The organism is Brevibacillus fluminis (genome assembly GCF_003710825.1).
Lineage (GTDB): Bacteria > Bacillota > Bacilli > Brevibacillales > Brevibacillaceae > Brevibacillus_D > Brevibacillus_D fluminis.
This window is the reverse complement of record NZ_RHHQ01000012.1, coordinates 1-17,553: the sequence shown is the minus strand read 5'-3', so window position 1 is coordinate 17,553 and position 17,553 is coordinate 1. Positions and strand designations below refer to the sequence as shown.

Here is a 17,553-nt window from a genome sequence, read left to right as displayed (position 1 = left end):
TGAACGGGCTTTTATTTTTTTGCCTAGCGGTTATTGGTTACGACGACACCTGAGCCGATGCGCTCGATTTCCTGCTGCTGCGCGACCACACGACGACGGGAACGAGCAGCAGCGCGAGGAAGCCTCCGCCAAGCGCGAGAGTGGCAAAGCTGGAATTGGCGACGACCATGCCGGAAAGCGCGCCGCCGGATGCCCCGGCCAACGCGATCAAGACATCGATCGTTCCTTGCGTCTTGGCACGTGTTAACGGATCGGTCGAATCGACGATGATCGCGGTGCCGCTGATCAATCCGAAGTTCCAGCCAAGCCCGAGCAGCGCCAGCGCCGTGATGAGTAATGGCAAAGAATCCGCAGGGGCAAAAGCGGCGGTGATGCCTGCGGCAAGCAAGATCCCACCGGATGCATACGACATCGTCATGCGGCCGATCTTGTCGACGAGAGCGCCGGTCAAAAGGGATGGCAGGTACATCGCGCCGATATGGATGCCGATGACCAAGCCGACATCTCCAAGCCCATGCCCGTGATGCTTCATATGCACCGGCGTCATCGTCATGATGGCGACCATGACGATTTGGGTCAGGATCATGACGGTAGCACCGACGATAATCCCGCGTTTGTTACCGGAAAGCGTGCTCGCGCTCTGCGTGGCGGCTTGGTCCTTTTGGTCCGCTTTCTGCGCTTCTGCGATGGCTTTTGCAATGATCAACGGGTCTGGTCGGAGGAACAGCAAAAAGACGAGACCCGCTAACAGAAAGGCTGCCGCTCCTAAAATGAATGGGCCTGCAAGTGCCGGGATGCCGAGAGAAGTGGCGAAACGCCCCATTACCTCAACGAGGTTCGGGCCCGCTACAGCCCCAAACGTCGTCGAGACCATGGCCACGCTGACCGCTTTCGCCCGCTGTGTCGGCTGCGCCAGGTCTGTCCCCGCATAGCGCGCTTGCAGGTTAGTAGCTGTGCCTGCGCCGTACACAAGCAGCGAGGCGAACAGCAGCCAGACATTGTTCATGACTGCCGCGAGAATCACGCCGATCGCCCCGATACCTCCTGCGAAAAATCCTGCAGAGAGTCCCAAGCGGCGCCCCGACTTATGGGAGAACCGCCCGACAAGCAGTGCGGCCACTGCGGAACCGAGCGTGAGCAGTGCCGACGGAATCCCTGCATAGCTTTCCGTCCCCAGCATCTCCTGCGCGAGGAGCGCTCCGACCGTGACGCCTGCGGCAAGACCGGCTCCGCCAAAAATTTGTGAAATCACGATGATCAGCAGCGTCCGCTTGTATAGCCGCTGCTGCTTTTCCGGTGAATCGATGTACCGCTGCGCAATCGATGGTTGGCTTTTGATCGCCCCTGCATTCGGTGCATGCGACATGACGTATGAACCGCCCTTCTGTTTTGGAATAAACGATAGAACATTTCTATTGAGGGAATCGGAGCCATTCTATCTGCATTTCCCATAAGTGTCAATCGATTCGAAACCTTCGTGACGGACTGTCATTCCAATGGTACAATATAGTCAGAAATTTACAAATAATGAACAAAGGAGAAAAGTCGATGCAGGAAAACGCAGCAAAAGCGATTCAAGATACGTATCCTGACGATTTTGCCTGGTGTTACGGCTGCGGCCGACTCAATGAGGACGGGCACCATTTCCGGACAAGCTGGGAAGGCGAACGAACGGTGACGATCTATACGCCCGAGCAAAAGCACATGGGGATTCCGGGCTTCGTCTATGGCGGGCTGATCGCCTCATTGATCGATTGCCATGGAACCAGTTCGGCCGCACTTACGTTGCACCGCAAAAACGGGCATGAAATCGGGGACGGTGCGGAACCGCCCCGATTTGTCACTGCCACGTTGAACGTAGAATTTCTGAAACCGACGCCACAAGACGTTCCGCTCAAAGTGCTGGGAACCGTGGAAGAAATCCATCCGAAGCGTTGGAAGGTTCATTCCGAAGTGTTTGCCGGCGATACGCTCTGCGCCCGCGGGGAAGTCGTAGCGGTAGTAATGCCGAGCACATTCATCACTAAATGAGTAAAAAGAAAGAGAAATCATCTGCGGATGGTTTCTCTTTTTATTTTGCTTTCACTCACTGATAGCGCTCAAGCATCTCCATAAGCTTCCTGCGAATCGATTCCTTCAATTCAGCCGGTTCCGCCAAAACAGCCTCGTCCCCCAGCCCAATGAAAAATTCCGTATAAAAAGGGATATCGCCGCGCTCTACGTCTTTGTCAATCACACCGCTGCCGTCTTCACGCACCTGCATCAATGGGGCGAGCCACAGCTCGGCTTCGCACCGCTGGACTCCGGCTCGGGTCAGCTCCGCACGAAGGCGAACTGGCTCCCTCGGCTCCACTGCATCTCGTCGGCTCTGGCGGATGTCGCCCGTATCGATCGGTTCCGTCCCAGTCGTGTCCGGTACAGCCTCGCGAATCCGGTCACATCGGAACACTCGGTAGCCTTGGCGCAAAAAGCAGTACGCCGTGCAATACCAAAATCCGTTGTTGGCGTAAATGCAAACGGGCTGAATCTTGCGGCAGGTGGCCCCCTCTTCCTTTGATCGATATTCGACGGAAAGCACTTTCCGATGGACGGCCGCGTCAAGAAGAATCGCCAGGCATGGAGCATCGCCCCGCCTTGTCGGCGTAATAAAGTCGACCCGGTTTTTCATGCTGTCGATCCGGTCGCGGACATCGCCTGGCATATGAAGATAAAACTTACCGAGCGCCGAGGCGGATTCCGCTTCAAACGGCAACGAAGAGTAATGGCGCAGCGCGTGAACGGCAAAAAACATCGCCACAGCTTCTTCCTCCGTAAAGGCGATCGGCGGCAGCACCCGCTCCCGCACCACCTGATACCCTCCATGCGGGCCGACTTCCGAATAGAGCGGCACCCCCAGCTCGCTTAACTCCTGCAAATCCCTCAATATCGTACGCTTGGACACGCCGAATTCATCGGCAAGCTCTTGAACTTTAAATCGCCGCTTTCGGTTGACGGTCATCATCAGTTCCATCAGCCTTTTTGACTTCGGCACCTCGATCCGCCCCTTTTTTGAAAAAAGAAAATATTGATGACAAATGTTGTCACTATTATACCGTACGCTAGAAATCGCAAGCAACACGAAACCAGTAGGAGTGATTGAAAATGCGTATGTATACCACGCTGTTCTTCCTCATCATGTTCATGATTGGAACCGACACGTTCCTCATCTCCCCCATGCTCCCGACACTGCAGGTACAATTCGGCGTACCGACCGATATCGCCGGATGGATGCTGGGTGCTTATACGCTTGGCTCGGCCGTCTTTGCCCTGATCGCCGGTCCGCTGTCCGATGGCTGGAACCGCCGAACCGTTTTGCTAAGCGGATTGCTCGGCTTCTCAGTCTCGACGATTTTGTGCGGATTTGCGGACAGCTTTTGGACGATGTGCTTATTCCGCCTCCTTGCCGGTGTCAGCGCCGCGTTCACGGCTCCACAGGTGTGGGCCTCGATTCCCGCCGTTATCCCTGCGGCAAAGGTATCGAAAACAATGGGTATCGCCTTCGCGGGACTCGCGGCTTCCCAAGCGCTGGGCGTTCCGATCGGAAGCTGGCTCGCCGCTTCCCATTGGTCCGTTCCTTTCTGGACGATCGGTATTGCATCGCTTTTGCTCGCGGCCATTTCCTTTTTCTCCTTGCCTGACATGAAGCCAAGCGTGGACAAAGGCGGGCGGATATCGATCCTTCGTCGTTACACTCCGCTTGTTACGAGCAGTAAGGCTATGGGTGCCTTCGCAGCATACCTGCTTCTTCATCTGGGCAGCGGGACCGCTTTCGCCTTCGTCGGCAAATGGATGGCGGACAGCTATGGCCTGCCGATCGAACAGATCGGCACTGTGATGGTTTTCCTCGGGGGCGGCACTCTGCTGGGAAGTGCGTTCAGCGCCTATGCGATGCGAAAGCTGGGCCAATTCTACACCGTTACCGCTGGAATGACGGTCGTCATGGGATTGTACATCATCCTGCCCCGTCTGCCCGGCCTCACATCCGTCACAGCCGTCTATCTGATTATTTTCATGACGCTCGGCATTCTTTTCCCGATCATTATGGGGTTGCTCACATCGCTGAATGCTTCCCTCCGAGGGACCATCTCCAGCCTGGCCAACTCGACGATGAACGGCGCGAATACGCTCGGCGCATGGCTGGCTGGTCTGCTGTATGCCCAATTTGGCGGTTATTCCTCGCTCTGCCTGTTCGCAGCCATTAGCCTCTTGCTTTCGCTCGGAACCTTTCTGATGAGCGGTGCCCTCGGCAACAAAGCTGCCCGCCGCGGTCAGGAACCGGAATCCGCATCTTGATAAGTGAGCACCTCCGAAAAGCCCCCTGAGTTGCCAGGGGGCTTTGGTTTTTCCTCAATTCTATGGTCTGGTTCCATCGCTTGCGGTATTCACCATAATCTGCGCCACCTGACTAAGCCTGCCGTAAAAAAGGTCGCAGGCCAGTCCGTTCAGCCCGATCTCATCCATGGCTTCCTTCATACAGGCCAACCAAGCCGTCGCTCGTTCCGGCGTGATCGGAAACGGCATGTGCCGCATGCGCATGGCGGGTGGGCCGAATTCATCGCTATATAAGGTCGGTCCGCCGAGAAATTGCGTAAGAAACATCCGCTGCTTCCGCATGATCTCCTCCATCTCGCCTTCGAACAGTGGGGCCAACTCTGGATTCCGATACACGCGCGGGTAAAAAGCCTGTACCAATTGCGCTACCGTCTCCTCTCCTCCAACCATCTGGTAAAGCGTCGTCGTATGCGCTGGCATTTCCATAAGTGCACCTCTTCTTTCTTCATACTCCTATCGCTACTCTACCGCGCACAACATCGCTTTGTCTGTGATTAGGATCACTCGTTTTGCCATGCCGGCACATATGCCCCAGATCTCCAACAACCCATCTCGCCACAATTTTCTTTTCTGTCACATCGTGTGTGATTCAACTCACATCATGTTCCGCTTTTTCTCTTTATACTCAAGGCGAAATCAGAAAACAAGGAGTGATGGACTTATGTTTTGCTACCAATGCGAACAAACTCCAGCAGGCGGTTGCAAGGTTGTCGGCGTTTGTGGAAAGAACGAAGAGCTTGCGAGTATTCAGGACACCATCATTTTTGCGCTGAAAGGCATCGCTGCTTATGCGACCCACGCCCGACAGCTCGGATATATCGATCCGGAAGTGGACGGTATTACGCAGGAAGCGCTCTACTTCACCTTGACCAACGTAAATTTTAATCTGGACGAACACTTGGCAATGGCGATGAAGGTGGGCAAAGCAGCTATTAAAGTGATGGAGCTGCTGGATCGAGCGCATACGGAGCATTTCGGCGTCCCTCACCCAATTACGGTTACACAAAACAAAATTGAAGGAAAATGCATTGTCGTCACCGGGCACAACCTGTTTGCCCTTGAAGAGCTGTTGAAACAGACGGAAGGCAAAGGAATCAACATCTACACCCATTCCGAAATGCTGCCCGCCCATGGCTACCCCGCACTGCGGAAGTATCCTCATCTAAAAGGGAACATCGGCAAGGCATGGTACGACCAAAGACGGCTGTTTGAGGAATTCCCCGGCGCGATTTTGGCGACGACCAACTGCGTCATGCCAATCAAAGGCACCTATGCCGACCGCTTCTTCTCGTATGACATTGTCGGCTTGGAGCATGTGACGAAAATCGAGAACGACGACTTTACCCCGCTGATCGAAAAGGCGCTCGCCCTTCCTGAAGCTTCGATCGAATCGACGCAGACGCTATTGACTGGCTTCCATCACGAAACCGTGCTGGGCATCGCCCCTGAAATCATTCAAGCCGTGAAGGCAGGCAAAATCAAGCGCTTCTTCGTCATCGCCGGCTGCGACGCTCCGGGCAAAGCCGGCGACTATTACCGCGAATTGGCAACATCGCTGCCGCCAGAAACCGTCATTCTCACGACGTCCTGTGGCAAATTCCGGTTCAACGATGTCGATTACGGCACCGTGCCGGGTACCAATATCCCGCGCTATATCGATTTGGGGCAATGCAACAACTCCGGGTCGACGATCAAAATCGCCGCTGCACTCGCAGAAGCGTTCGAGTGCGAGGTCAATGAATTGCCTGTCAGCATCGTGCTTTCCTGGTTCGAACAAAAAGCGGTCGCCATCCTGCTCGGCTTGTTCAGCCTCGGCATCAAAGACATCCGCATCGGGCCGAAATTACCGGAATTCATTCAGCCAGGTGTGTTGCAAGTGCTGCAAGACTTGTTTGCGATCAAACTGATTGGCGACGCGCAAACGGATATGCAAGAAATGCTCGGGGCTGCGGCTCACTAGGAACCTGCGGCAAGCTGCGCAATCACCGTCACAAGAAGATTTCCACAATGAGATCAACGGTCTTCCGCTCCAGAATTTATAAGCGCGAGCACTTATAAATTCTTATACGATAAAGCAAAGACCCCTTGTATGAACGAGGGGTCTTTGCGTTTTCATTTTCGGCACAGCACTTCTATTTCGTAGAAGCTTCCCACTTGGCGACTTCCTCTCGCACACGCGGAGCCACCTCGGTACCCAAGAGGCGAATCGCGTTCATCACGTGCTCATGCGGCATCGTGCCGACGGGAACATGCAGCATAAACCGCGTGATGCCCACTTGTTTCCGCAAGTGGATGATCTTCTCGGCAACGGTTTGGGGATCGCCCACGTATAACGCGCCTTCAAAGCTGCGCGCCGCATCAAAGCTGGAACGGTCGTAATTCCCCCAGCCTCGCTCGCGGCCCAGCACGTTCATCGCTTGTTGGGTTGAAGGGAAGAACGTGTCGGCAGCCGACTGCGTGTCTTCCGCAATGAAGCCGTGCGAATGCGACGCAACGCGCAGTGTGGACGGATCATGGCCAGCCTGGGCTGCCGCTCTTTTGTAAAGGTCGACAAGCGGGGCAAACTGCACCGGGCGCCCGCCAATAATGGCAAGCACAAGCGGCAAGCCTAGGATGCCTGCTCGGATGGCAGATTGCGTATTTCCGCCACTGCCGATCCAGACAGGCAGTGGATTCTGAACCGGACGCGGGTAAACACCCAGATTTTGAATCGCAGGCCGATGCTTGCCCGTCCACGTCACTTTCTCCGAATCGCGAATTTTCAAAAGCAACGCCAGCTTCTCGTCGAACAGCTCGTCATAGTCGTCCAAATCATAACCGAATAATGGAAACGACTCGATGAAGGAGCCGCGGCCCGCCATGATCTCCGCCCGCCCGTTGGATACCGCATCGAGCGTCGCAAAATCTTGAAAAACCCGCACCGGATCGGCAGACGAAAGCACCGTCACGGCACTTGTCAGCCGAATTCGTTTCGTCTGCGTGGCAGCTGCTGCCAGCACGATTGCGGGCGAGGATGCCGCATAATCTTTGCGGTGGTGCTCCCCGACGCCAAAGACGTCGAGTCCGACCTGATCCGCCAGTACAATCTCCTCGACCACTTCGCGCAGGCGCTGCGCATGGCTGATGACTTCACCGGTTTGGACATCGGGTGTGGTTTCTACAAATGTGCTTAGACCTATTTCCATATGGTCGTTCTCCTTTTTGTTCATTTATCAGGTTGTTTTGGTAACGAGTTCGCCATACTCCGCTCAATCTTATTCTTCTTCCGGTTTATTCATTTGTTTCTTGGCGGCAATCAGCTTTGTTTTATACTGTTCGCCCCAAGCTTTCATCACCAATATGACAGGCTCTAATGTCCTGCCGAATTCCGTTAGCGAATATTCGACCTTGGGCGGAACCTCTCCGTATACCTCCCTGTGTACAATCCCGTCCCGCTCGAGCTCACGCAATTGGGACGTCAGCATGAACTGTGTGATCCCTGGGTAAAAACGCCGCAACTGGCTAAACCTCTTGGGGCCATCCAGAAGATGATAGAGAAGCACGCCTTTCCATTTTCCCCCTATGACGTCCAACGTCGTTTCCACCGGACATCCTTCCATATTCGGATTTTCCCCGTATTTGTTCCGCCGGTCCCCCATAAACCCTTTTCACCTCCAATAGTATCTTTTTGATACTATCCCAGAATTAACTGCCTACTTTTTGAAAGTAACTATACATACTACAATTCAAATCATAACAGATTACCAGTTGAAAGGATGAAAAAAATGACACATACAACACAAAAGATGAAGGCCGTCGGGTTTTACCGTTTCCTTCCTCTATCAGATCCACAAAGCTTGCTTGATCTCGAATTGCCAACCCCCGTTCCGGCAGGTACAGACATTCTCGTAAGAATAAAAGCGATTTCCGTCAATCCAGCTGATTTGATGGTTCGTTCCAGGGGAAATGATGGAGATGCGCCTAAGGTGCTCGGCTGGGATGCAGCCGGTATTGTGGAACAGGTTGGACCGGACTGCACAATCTTCCAACCTGGCGATGAAGTATACTACGCAGGCGATTTGAATCGGCCAGGTTCGAACAGCGAGTTCCAATTGGTAGATGAGCGGATCGTGGGACGGAAACCAAAGAGCGTGGATTTTGCTCAAGCCGCAGCAATGCCGTTGACATCACTCACTGCCTGGGAAGGACTGTACGAACGCATGGGAGTCAGTCACGACAAGCGTGAGAATGAAAACAAAACCATACTCATCATTGGCGCAGCTGGAGGTGTTGGTTCCATCGCCACGCAGCTCGCAAAAAACGCAGGCTTGACAGTCATCGGAACATCGTCCCGAACCCAATCATCGGAATGGGTAAAAGCGAATGGGGCAGACTTTATCATCAACCATAAACTGGCATTCGCCCCACAGCTCAAGGAGCTGGGGATCGAGACGGTCGATATGATTTTTTGCCTGAACCATACAGCAGGGCACTGGGACAACATGGCTGAAGTGATTCGCCCTCAGGGAAAAATATGCTCCGTTGTTCCCGTTAACGAACCGATCAACCTCGATGTGCTCTTATACAAAAGCGTATCCTTTCATTGGGAATTCATGTTTACTCGCTCCCTATTCCAATCGAAGGACATGCTCGAACAACACCGCATTCTCACTGCCGTGGGAGATAAGATTGATGCGAAACAAGTAAAAACCACCTTAACACAGCGGCTTACACCGATTGATGCCGCAAACTTGCGTGTTGCGCACGAAAAGATTCAGGCCGGGGACATGATTGGCAAGCTCGTGGTCGAAGGCTTTTGATGCGAAAAGGAGCTACCCATTTAATTCGGGTAGCTCCTTATTATTTTGCCGCATTACGCATGAAAATCGAGTCCCGATTTCACTTCTTTCACATATCCGGCGCGGATGACGAAATCTCCGAAATGCTCGCCTTCCTCCCGTTCCTTCGCATAACGGTTCAAGATCGGCCGCAACTCTGCCAGAATTTCTGCCTCTCCGATGTTTTCGCGATACAGCTTATTCAAGCGATTTCCGGTGAAACCGCCGCCCAAATACATGTTGTATTTGCCGACAGCCTTCCCGATAAAGGAGATTTCCGCCAGGGCCGGTCTCGCGCATCCATTGGGGCAGCCTGTCATGCGAATGACGATCTCCTCATCGCGCAAGCCCGCCTCATCCAAGATCAGCTCAAGCTTATCCAGCAGCGTAGGCAAATAGCGCTCCGACTCGGCCATCGCCAATCCGCACGTTGGCAATGAAACGCAGGCCATGGAATTTCTCCGCAGCGCGGAGTAGGAAGCGCCGTCGGTGAGCCCATAATGTTGAATGATTTGTTCGATTTCCTGTTTCTTTTCGCTGGTTACATTCCCGATGATGAGGTTCTGATTCGGCGACAGGCGGAAATCACCTGTATGCACCTTGGCAATTTCCCGCAGACCTGACATCAAACGGTTGTTGTCTTCGTCCTTCACCCGGCCATTTTGAATGAAAAGGGTAAAATGCCAGTTGTCGTCGCTCCCTTTCACCCAGCCGTAGCGGTCGCCATTATGATCGAAATGATAGGCGCGCGTCTCTTCCAGCTTCCAGCCAAGACGCTGCTCCAGCTCTTGGATGAACCATTCGATACCGCGGTCATCGATCGTATATTTGAACCGGGCATGCTTTCGCACCGCACGATCGCCGTAGTCTCTTTGGATCATGACCGTTTTCTCGGCGACATCCAGCAGTTGTTCCGGCGTAACGAAACCAATTACCCGCGCCACCTGCGGATACGTCTTCGTATCGCCGTGAGTCATCCCCATTCCGCCGCCGACAGCAACGTTGAAGCCCAGCAGCCGCCCTTCCTCATGAATAGCGATGAAGCCCAAATCCTGTGAGAATACGTCAACGTCGTTGGCAGGTGGAACCGCGATCCCGATCTTGAACTTGCGCGGCAAATAGACGGGGCCGTAGATCGGTTCTTGCTCTTCCGCTTCCAGACTGTCCACAACCTTCTCTTCATCTAACCAGATTTCATAATATGCGCGGGTCCGAGGGTCCAGATGATTGCTCAGTTTTTTGGCCCATTCATACACCTGTTCATGTACGTCCGACTGGTACGGATTCGGGTTGCACATGACGTTGCGGTTCACGTCCCCGCAAGCAGCCAGCGTGCTCAACAAAGCATCGTTTACTTCTTTGATCATGTTTTTCATATTCCACTTGATGACCCCGTGCAGCTGGAAAGACTGACGGGTCGTCAAGCGAATCGTCCCGTTGGCAAATCGCTGGGCGATATCGTCCATCATGAGCCATTGCGCAGGCGTGACAACCCCACCTGCCGCACGCACGCGCACCATGAATTGATAGGCCGGCTCCAGCTTTTGCTTTTGCCGTTCGTTGCGCAGATCCCGGTCATCTTGCATGTAGCTGCCATGGAATTTCATCAAGCGGTTATCGTCCTCAGGAATAGACCCTGTAATTCTGTCTTCCAACGTTTCCGCCAGGCTTCCCCGCAAATAATCGCTTCGGCGTTTAATATCCTCGACATCGCTGTGAGGAGCACTGTTTTGCGAAAGCAAATGATTTTCTGACATGCTTTATATCTCCTCTCGCTATCTATGATCAAACCTAGTACACATCACGCTGATAACGTTTTTCCTGCTGCAATTGTTTCAAATAGGCGACTGCTTCCTCTGCATCAAGCCCACCCTCTTGTTGGAGAATGGTGACCAGGGCGGCGTGGACGTCGTGCGCCATCTTTTTCTCGTCTCCGCACACGTATAGATGCGCCCCATCCTGCAGCCATTGATAAATCTCCTTGCTCTTCTCCAGCATCCGGTGCTGCACGTACACCTTTTCGCTCGTATCGCGAGAGAATGCAACATCCATGCGCGTCAGCACGCCTTCTTTGAGCCAACGCTGCCAGTCCAGCTGATAAAGGAAGTCGGTGGCGAAATGCTGGTCGCCGTAGAAAAGCCACGTCTTGCCTTTCGCCCCAACCTCCTCCCGTTCCCCAAGGAAGGCGCGGAATGGAGCAACACCTGTACCAGGTCCGATCATGATCAGCGGTGTGTCCGGGTTAGCCGGAAGCTTGAAGTTCGGGTTGTTCTGCACAAATACCGGCAGTGTTTCCCCTGCTTCCAGACGATCTGCGACATAGCTCGAGCTCACGCCATACCGCTCCCGTCCATGCGCCTCGTATTGAACTTTACGAATTGTCAGATGCACTTCGTCCGGGTAGGACTGCAAGCTGCTGGAGATCGAATAGAGGCGCGGCGGCAGCTTTCTGAGAATGGAGACGAAATCTTTGGCAGACACGCCTTTCAAGCTGTAGTCTTGAACCAAATCCAACAAATCCCGGTTGCGGACATACTCTCGCAGATCCTGCTCCCGTCCTTCCGCAAGCAGCTCCTGCAGCCCGTTTCCGGAAACAAGCCTTGCCGCTTGTTCCAAGAGAGGCTTGGTGAGAACCGTGATTTCATAATGGCTCGTGAGCGCCTCTTCCAACGTGCCCTCTTCCCCGTTCTTCTGAATCGGAACAAGTTCTTCCGGCTTCCAGCCCATCGCGTCAATCAACTCTTGGACGAGGCGCGGATGATTTTTGGTGTAGATGCCCAAACAGTCGCCCGGTTCATAGGTAAGATTGGACCCTTCAAGGGAGATTTCCAGGTGGCGCGTTTCCTTATCTGCTCCGCGTCCGTTCAGATTCAAATTCTCCAGCACGGTGGCCTGGAACGGGTTCGACCGTGAGTATTCGGTTTCGGTTTGTGTACCGATTCCGGTTGTGGCAACACCGATGCTTGCAGCGACCTCGAGTTGGTTTGCCGACGCTTCACCGAGAGCAGCCAGTACTTGGTTGATCCACGTAGTGGCCTGTTCGTCGTAATCTACATCACAATCGACGCGGGGCGTCAGGCGCTTGCCTCCGAGTTCTTCCAGCCGCTTGTCGAAATCTTTGCCGGTTTGGCAGAAAAATTCATAAGACGTGTCACCCAAAGCCAGCACGGAAAACCGCAGACCCTCCAATTGAGGCGCTCTTTTGCTGTGTAGGAATTCATGGAAGGAGATCGCGTTGTCCGGTGGTTCCCCTTCCCCGTGCGTACTGACCACAGCGAGCAGGTTTTGTACCTTTTTCAGCGTGTTCGTCTTGAAATCGCTCATCGAGGAGAGCGTTACGGAAAAGCCTTGCTCTTGGAGCTTGCTGGACAGCTTCTTGGCGAGCTTTTGACTGTTACCGGATTGGGATCCGAAAAGCACTGTCACTTCCTTGGAAATGACCGGGCCGCTTGTAGCTGTAACGGTTTGAACCCCGGCGGCCAACGTTGTTTCCGCTTGGGAAAGAGCCGAAAGATAACCGCTCAGCCAAACCTTTTGCACTCCTGAAAGCGTGGGTAGCAACCGATTCAGTAGCTCCACTTGTTCCTGACTAAATGGACTGTCTGTCACCTTGAGTACCAACAATATGCACCTCTCATATGACGAAATTATTCCGAGTAAACATATATACTTTGTTTTATTTGAATTAAAATTATCACAGGAAAGAGACCCGAGCAATCAGAATCACTTATGCCGATGATAAGTTTTGCTTATTGTGGGGGAGAAGTGAATAAGCCCGGTCCTGGGGGGAGGGACCGGGCTTGGGTGTTTCGTTCTATAATGGGCCATTACATCACGGGATATCCATTAGCCTTCGAATGCTTGCTTTAACGATCTCATATTGATTTTCGCTTTCGTTTCAAGCAATGCCTTCATCACTCGTTCAGCTCTTTCAGGGTCTGGGTTGCATAACATTTCCGTTAAATTACTTGGGACAATCTGCCACGATACGCCGAACTTGTCTTTCAACCACCCGCACACCTGAGGGCGAAAAATCAGGGAACTAAGAGAGGTACCCCATTTCACGGAAAAAAATTGGTTTACTGTGGTTACTAAACAACATTTGTGCGTTTGGATAATCCAACTTTGAGGCGGTTACTTTGCTTGTTGTGGTTTTCTTTGCTTTTCTGATTTCCAAATAACTTCGAGTGTGTCATTTGTGATACCACTACCTGTAACTGCAAGTATAAGGCCATCCCATAGCGGGATGGCCTTCGTTATTATGTAAATCCTATTTATTAACTGTAGAGTATATTCTTTCGATGTTGGACAATAATGTTGATTTTGCTTCGTCCGGAAGATCCTGATTGCTTTGAATTTTCAACTTTAATACAGGCAGCGAGTTGCCCTTATATGCAGAAAGATAACACTCTCGATAGAAAACTGTAATTTTCTGATCATCGTGACCATCGTGATATTTTTCTTTTAATAAGGAGAAGGACTCCTCCATACCTTTTACGTCACCGAAATGTTTATATATATCGAACATATCTCTGTATAAATATAACGACTTGGTAAATTGTTTTAACCCTTCTCTTATAAAATCAATTGACCGCTTTTTATCATCTTCCAAAAAAGCTGCTGCCTTTGCTTCAAGTTGATAATAGATTTCAGCCGGTTTATTTCTTTGCACCGCTCTAGCAGTATTCAACATACCCTCGATAGCTCTATTGTCTAACTTGGATTTTGGTTGTCTAATCATGCAATCAAAATATGCCTGTATATGGTAAATGTTCTCTGGTGAACGATGATAGTTTATCTTGGCTAACTCCAAAGCTACATCATAGTCTTGCATACTTGTGTACACAATTACCAACTCACGTCTTGCATTATGGTGATTAAAGTTTTTTCTTAATACATTGTTTAAATATCTTTCTGCTCTGGCATATTGCCCTTTCAATCTCGCACTGAAGCCTTTCAGGAAATTGTACCTATAATAATCATTTTCGGCATGAAAAAAATCAACTTCTGCCTCAAATTTAAGTGACCTTTTTCTTGCTAATGCACTGCAGTAATAGAACTGAATATTTTTCTGTATTTCCTCTTGTAAATACATAAAGCCTGAACGTGTTTTAAGAGACTCTACAAACTCTATAACTCGATTGTATTGTCGCTCATTATATAGATCCAAAACAGTCTGTACGTATAACGTAGAGTATAAAAACCTCTCAGGTATGGTTTTTCCTTGCTTCAAATTTTCCTTTATAAGATACGTCAACTCCGAAAAATCAAGGAAATCTACATACTCTGGATCTTGAATTTCTTCATGGAATTGGATTATTCTATCACTTAATATTGATTTTATATCATCTGTTAGTTCGTAATTCATTCTTTGAACATAATCTCGAATCACAGCACTTAGCTTTATATATTCACCAGTCGCTCCTGTATGGCTGCATATATTAAATTTTTTTAATTTTGAAAGAATTAATTTATAATTATTATTGGCTTCAATTACTAGATTAACAAGACCAACAGGAGTTGAACCAAATCTAGCTAAAAACGCTAAAAACCCGAAATATTCATCTTTTAGATTAGTTTCAATTACTAAATCAATCATTTTCCCAGAGCTGATGTTAGGCATCTCACTTACCAGGTACTGATTATTTGTAACAAATTTAATACTATTTTCTTTAGCCAAATCTGTGCAATAGACAACTTGGGGCGGATATCCTGTGAGTACAGGTGCGACGGCATCCAAATCATTTTCTTCAAATGGAACATCGTTTAGTTTAGATAATGTTCTTAAAAAACCAACAGTATCAGATGCTCCGAGCTCTTCAAGACTACAGTGAAAAATGTAAGAATGACGTCTATAGCGGAACGCGTCTAGACTAACATTCGATATTACTGATAGTACTATTTGGTTGTTAATCTGCTCTAATGCTTTTTCAAACCAAAATTTAAAAGAACCTGTTTCATCAATTAAGCAAAAATGATCCTCTATAGTTATGTGTTCTAAATATTTCTGTACGGTTATTAGTAAATCTGCAAGAATTCTAATTTTGTCATCGAGAGCAGTTATTGTCTGAAAATCAGGAATAGTATACTCGCCAAAACCTAAATCAGATACTTTTATTATAAAATCCTCTATTCCTTCTGATTTATCAAGAGATATCACCGAGGGAAAATAATGTTTTTCCATTAGGCCAGTATCTTTTAGAGTACCGCGCACATACGCTTTCCTTCCTATTCCATCAATCCCTGATACAACCAAGCACTTTATATGTTTTATTTTCCCCTCAATGGTACGCTCTTCAAAACAATCTTTAAATGCTTTCTTTTCTAGATCTCTGCCATAAAAAAAGTCGTATTTCAGAGAAAATATCTCGTTTTGCCTCATAGTTAATAACGTAAGTTGTGACTCGATTTTTTTGCATGCAATTCTGAAATTATTTATATGACGAAGATTATATGCAAACATACCTGTTCTTAAAAAGCTAGGTATTCTAGAATCACTATGCTTTATATTTTCATCAATAATTATCGGAAATATTTGGGATAGTTTCTGTCTATTATCCTGAAGTTTTTCTTGAGCTTGATTAATCTCTTCCTTCACCCACTCGGAGTTCAATGCAGATTCAGAGATGAAATAAACAAAAATGTCAGTTTTATCTATACTTTTAAAAATTTCTGTTATAGTTTGCATTCCACTCTCAAATGTAAATTCATCAAAAGCGGCCCTATCGTTACCAAAATACATAGCTATCGGTCTAACATAATCTTTGTCCACACTACTATGAGAAAGAAATATCTTATTCATTTTAAACTCCTTTCACCAATGTGAATTATGTAGCAGTATGTAAGCTCTGAACCCCTCGTACTCTATCTTTAATAATAGTAGTCTATTTGTTCCACACATTCCAGAATACTTCCCAAATCTTAGCATATCAAAAGAACTACCCTCAAGCAGGAGCCACATCTAAACTAGTCCATTATAACTTCTTATACAAATACCTCAACTCTATGAGCAGTACTAATAAATACAGAGGAGCAATCTGAGGAAGGGTATATTATACAGGCTCAATTGGAAACATTGAAACAATATCTAATCAACATGGATATATTGTCCATAATAAGTATGTTGATGAAGGTATCTCCGGAAAATCAATTCATAATCGCCCACAACTGAAACAGTTGATAAAGGGTGCAAAGCAAGGCTTGTTTGAAACAGTTATTGTCTAGAAAATAAACCGAATCTCACGAACTCTTTTTGATCTTTTAACTATTACACAAGACCTTAAGAAATATGGTGTATCTTTTCGTAAACGTTGTTTCGTTCCCATTTTTACGTTATCAACGATATTATCTCTCTCAAATTCTGCAATAGTACCCAACATGTGCAGGCTCATTTTTCCGGTTTTTGTCTCCGTCTTCAATCCTTCGCTATCGACCAAGAGAATAGAAGGCACTAATTCCAACTACATTGAAGAAAAAGGTAGCATGAGGCGATCATTTCTGAGGAAATCTGGAACACGGTGCACGCTAAAAGCTTTTCCCCACTTTGTCTTGTATCCCGAATGATTCAATTCATTAGCAATCGCTTTTATCCCTTTTCCACTAGCGTATTTTTCAAAGACCATTCGGACAAGGGCAGCTTCTGGTTTCAAAACGACTAGTCGAGTCTCCTTACGCTTACGGAATGTGCTTTCTTCCACCTCTCAGATTCATACCCCAAGACTTTGCCACCGTTCCATTTGCCTTGTCTTGCGGCAATGTACAAGGTCAAATCTAAAAAGCCAGCACAGGTTTTTCATGGCTCCTTCCCCTTTACGGGTGTTATGCGATGCCCAATGTGTGAACACGGCATGGTTGCTCAATGTGCCACACGTAAGAACAAAAGAATGGGGAAATCAAGTACAGCCTGTATTATCAATGTGGGCAGTTTGCCAATAAAGGCTCGGCTGTATGTCGAGCGAATAGTGTGAGAGCCATTATGCAGAAGCAGAGATTCTCACTCGGATTGAAAAGATTGTATGCCAACCTCAGATTATAGAAGATGTGGCAAGAGAACTGGGGCAACGCCAAGAAGTGGATAAAGAACCACTTGAGCAGGAATTGAAGCATGTCGATAAGGAACTTGCCGATTTGAAGCGAAAAAAGAAAAAGTACTTTGTATTATATGAAAATGATGAGCTAAAAGCCGATGATTTGACAATACCAGTACGAGAATTATCTGAAACGGAGCAGCGTTTTCTGTGCGGAAAGCAGAACTCGAGGGCCAGTTGCATTCTGGTGATGCAGCCCAGATACCGTTTGAGGTATTGAAAGGGATGCTAAGGGAGTTTGTGTTTAAGCGGGCTGAGGGTCTGTCAAGAATTTTGTG

17 protein-coding genes are annotated in these 17,553 nt (G+C 49.1%); 6 read left to right on the top strand and 11 right to left on the bottom strand.

Going from position 1 to position 17,553, the window contains the following annotated elements:
• Positions 1-37: 37 nt before the first annotated feature.
• Entirely contained in the window at positions 38-1,366 is a 1,329-nt protein-coding gene (locus EDM56_RS14295; RefSeq protein ID WP_122918582.1) for an MFS transporter, read from the bottom strand.
• A gap of 182 nt (positions 1,367-1,548) precedes the next feature.
• On the opposite strand from EDM56_RS14295, the gene EDM56_RS14290 reads away from it, so the two are divergent.
• Positions 1,549-2,031 carry a PaaI family thioesterase gene (locus tag EDM56_RS14290; protein ID WP_122918581.1) on the top strand — a complete coding sequence of 161 codons (483 nt, stop codon included), beginning with the start codon at positions 1,549-1,551 and terminating at the stop codon, positions 2,029-2,031.
• A gap of 55 nt (positions 2,032-2,086) precedes the next feature.
• Here EDM56_RS14290 and EDM56_RS14285 read toward each other — a convergent pair whose 3' ends face one another.
• Positions 2,087-3,031: a helix-turn-helix transcriptional regulator gene (locus EDM56_RS14285; RefSeq protein WP_122918580.1), complete on the bottom strand. Its 945-nt coding sequence runs from the start codon at positions 3,029-3,031 to the stop codon at positions 2,087-2,089.
• Positions 3,032-3,141: 110 nt separating this feature from the next.
• Between EDM56_RS14285 and EDM56_RS14280 the strand changes: the two genes are divergently transcribed.
• A complete protein-coding gene (locus tag EDM56_RS14280; protein ID WP_122918579.1) occupies positions 3,142-4,332 on the top strand; it encodes an MFS transporter in 1,191 nt (396 codons plus the stop codon).
• Between the two features lie 60 nt (positions 4,333-4,392).
• Here EDM56_RS14280 and EDM56_RS14275 read toward each other — a convergent pair whose 3' ends face one another.
• Complete coding sequence (locus EDM56_RS14275; protein WP_122919168.1) at positions 4,393-4,791, bottom strand: globin domain-containing protein; 399 nt, start codon at positions 4,789-4,791, stop codon at positions 4,393-4,395.
• A gap of 241 nt (positions 4,792-5,032) precedes the next feature.
• Here EDM56_RS14275 and hcp point away from each other — a divergent pair, with 241 nt between their 5' ends.
• Positions 5,033-6,331 (top strand): hydroxylamine reductase, encoded by a 1,299-nt coding sequence (gene hcp / locus EDM56_RS14270; protein ID WP_122918578.1) that lies wholly within the window; start codon positions 5,033-5,035, stop codon positions 6,329-6,331.
• Between the two features lie 172 nt (positions 6,332-6,503).
• Here hcp and EDM56_RS14265 read toward each other — a convergent pair whose 3' ends face one another.
• Together EDM56_RS14265 and EDM56_RS14260 are read right to left on the bottom strand one after the other, a co-directional pair.
• Positions 6,504-7,556 (bottom strand): LLM class flavin-dependent oxidoreductase, encoded by a 1,053-nt coding sequence (locus tag EDM56_RS14265; RefSeq protein ID WP_122918577.1) that lies wholly within the window; start codon positions 7,554-7,556, stop codon positions 6,504-6,506.
• A gap of 69 nt (positions 7,557-7,625) precedes the next feature.
• On the bottom strand, positions 7,626-8,009 hold the full coding sequence (locus tag EDM56_RS14260) for a winged helix-turn-helix transcriptional regulator (RefSeq protein ID WP_122918576.1): 384 nt from the start codon (positions 8,007-8,009) through the stop codon (positions 7,626-7,628).
• A 126-nt stretch (positions 8,010-8,135) separates the two neighbouring features.
• Between EDM56_RS14260 and EDM56_RS14255 the strand changes: the two genes are divergently transcribed.
• Complete coding sequence (locus EDM56_RS14255) at positions 8,136-9,170, top strand: zinc-binding alcohol dehydrogenase family protein (protein WP_246009389.1); 1,035 nt, start codon at positions 8,136-8,138, stop codon at positions 9,168-9,170.
• 53 nt (positions 9,171-9,223) lie between these two features.
• Here the strand turns inward: EDM56_RS14255 and cysI are convergent, their stop codons facing one another.
• From cysI to EDM56_RS14235, 4 genes are all read right to left on the bottom strand, one after another.
• Complete coding sequence (cysI, locus tag EDM56_RS14250) at positions 9,224-10,945, bottom strand: assimilatory sulfite reductase (NADPH) hemoprotein subunit (protein WP_122918575.1); 1,722 nt, start codon at positions 10,943-10,945, stop codon at positions 9,224-9,226.
• A gap of 34 nt (positions 10,946-10,979) precedes the next feature.
• Entirely contained in the window at positions 10,980-12,809 is a 1,830-nt protein-coding gene (locus EDM56_RS14245; RefSeq protein ID WP_122919166.1) for an assimilatory sulfite reductase (NADPH) flavoprotein subunit, read from the bottom strand.
• 225 nt (positions 12,810-13,034) lie between these two features.
• Positions 13,035-13,253 carry a VOC family protein gene (locus EDM56_RS31855; RefSeq protein ID WP_281274961.1) on the bottom strand — a complete coding sequence of 73 codons (219 nt, stop codon included), beginning with the start codon at positions 13,251-13,253 and terminating at the stop codon, positions 13,035-13,037.
• A 205-nt stretch (positions 13,254-13,458) separates the two neighbouring features.
• Complete coding sequence (locus EDM56_RS14235; RefSeq protein ID WP_122918573.1) at positions 13,459-15,990, bottom strand: toll/interleukin-1 receptor domain-containing protein; 2,532 nt, start codon at positions 15,988-15,990, stop codon at positions 13,459-13,461.
• A gap of 263 nt (positions 15,991-16,253) precedes the next feature.
• Here EDM56_RS14235 and EDM56_RS32240 point away from each other — a divergent pair, with 263 nt between their 5' ends.
• Positions 16,254-16,412, top strand: coding sequence for a recombinase family protein (locus EDM56_RS32240; protein WP_122919165.1), 159 nt, complete (start codon positions 16,254-16,256; stop codon positions 16,410-16,412).
• Here the strand turns inward: EDM56_RS32240 and EDM56_RS14225 are convergent.
• The gene (locus EDM56_RS14225; protein ID WP_281274960.1) at positions 16,409-16,639 is read right to left on the bottom strand and encodes a recombinase family protein; all 231 of its coding nucleotides are present in this window, start codon (positions 16,637-16,639) and stop codon (positions 16,409-16,411) included. The two genes, EDM56_RS32240 and EDM56_RS14225, sit on opposite strands and share 4 nt — an antisense overlap.
• A 9-nt stretch (positions 16,640-16,648) precedes the next feature.
• A complete protein-coding gene (locus EDM56_RS32235; RefSeq protein WP_122918571.1) occupies positions 16,649-16,885 on the bottom strand; it encodes a recombinase family protein in 237 nt (78 codons plus the stop codon).
• 343 nt (positions 16,886-17,228) lie between these two features.
• On the opposite strand from EDM56_RS32235, the gene EDM56_RS14215 reads away from it, so the two are divergent.
• Complete coding sequence (locus tag EDM56_RS14215) at positions 17,229-17,495, top strand: hypothetical protein (RefSeq protein ID WP_148040389.1); 267 nt, start codon at positions 17,229-17,231, stop codon at positions 17,493-17,495.
• The last annotated feature ends 58 nt before the right edge of the window (positions 17,496-17,553 follow it).

Bases quoted from the DNA above. Each gene is read 5' to 3' on its own strand.
- EDM56_RS14280 (WP_122918579.1), top strand. From the start codon at position 3,142: ATGCGTATGTATACCACGCTGTTCTTCCTCATCATGTTCATGATTGGA.
- EDM56_RS14295 (WP_122918582.1), bottom strand. From the start codon at position 1,366: ATGTCGCATGCACCGAATGCAGGGGCGATCAAAAGCCAACCATCGATT.
- EDM56_RS14235 (WP_122918573.1), bottom strand. From the start codon at position 15,990: ATGAATAAGATATTTCTTTCTCATAGTAGTGTGGACAAAGATTATGTT.
- cysI (WP_122918575.1), bottom strand. From the start codon at position 10,945: ATGTCAGAAAATCATTTGCTTTCGCAAAACAGTGCTCCTCACAGCGAT.
- hcp (WP_122918578.1), top strand. From the start codon at position 5,033: ATGTTTTGCTACCAATGCGAACAAACTCCAGCAGGCGGTTGCAAGGTT.
- EDM56_RS14255 (WP_246009389.1), top strand. From the start codon at position 8,136: ATGACACATACAACACAAAAGATGAAGGCCGTCGGGTTTTACCGTTTC.
- EDM56_RS14260 (WP_122918576.1), bottom strand. From the start codon at position 8,009: ATGGGGGACCGGCGGAACAAATACGGGGAAAATCCGAATATGGAAGGA.
- EDM56_RS14265 (WP_122918577.1), bottom strand. From the start codon at position 7,556: ATGGAAATAGGTCTAAGCACATTTGTAGAAACCACACCCGATGTCCAA.
- EDM56_RS14290 (WP_122918581.1), top strand. From the start codon at position 1,549: ATGCAGGAAAACGCAGCAAAAGCGATTCAAGATACGTATCCTGACGAT.
- EDM56_RS14275 (WP_122919168.1), bottom strand. From the start codon at position 4,791: ATGCCAGCGCATACGACGACGCTTTACCAGATGGTTGGAGGAGAGGAG.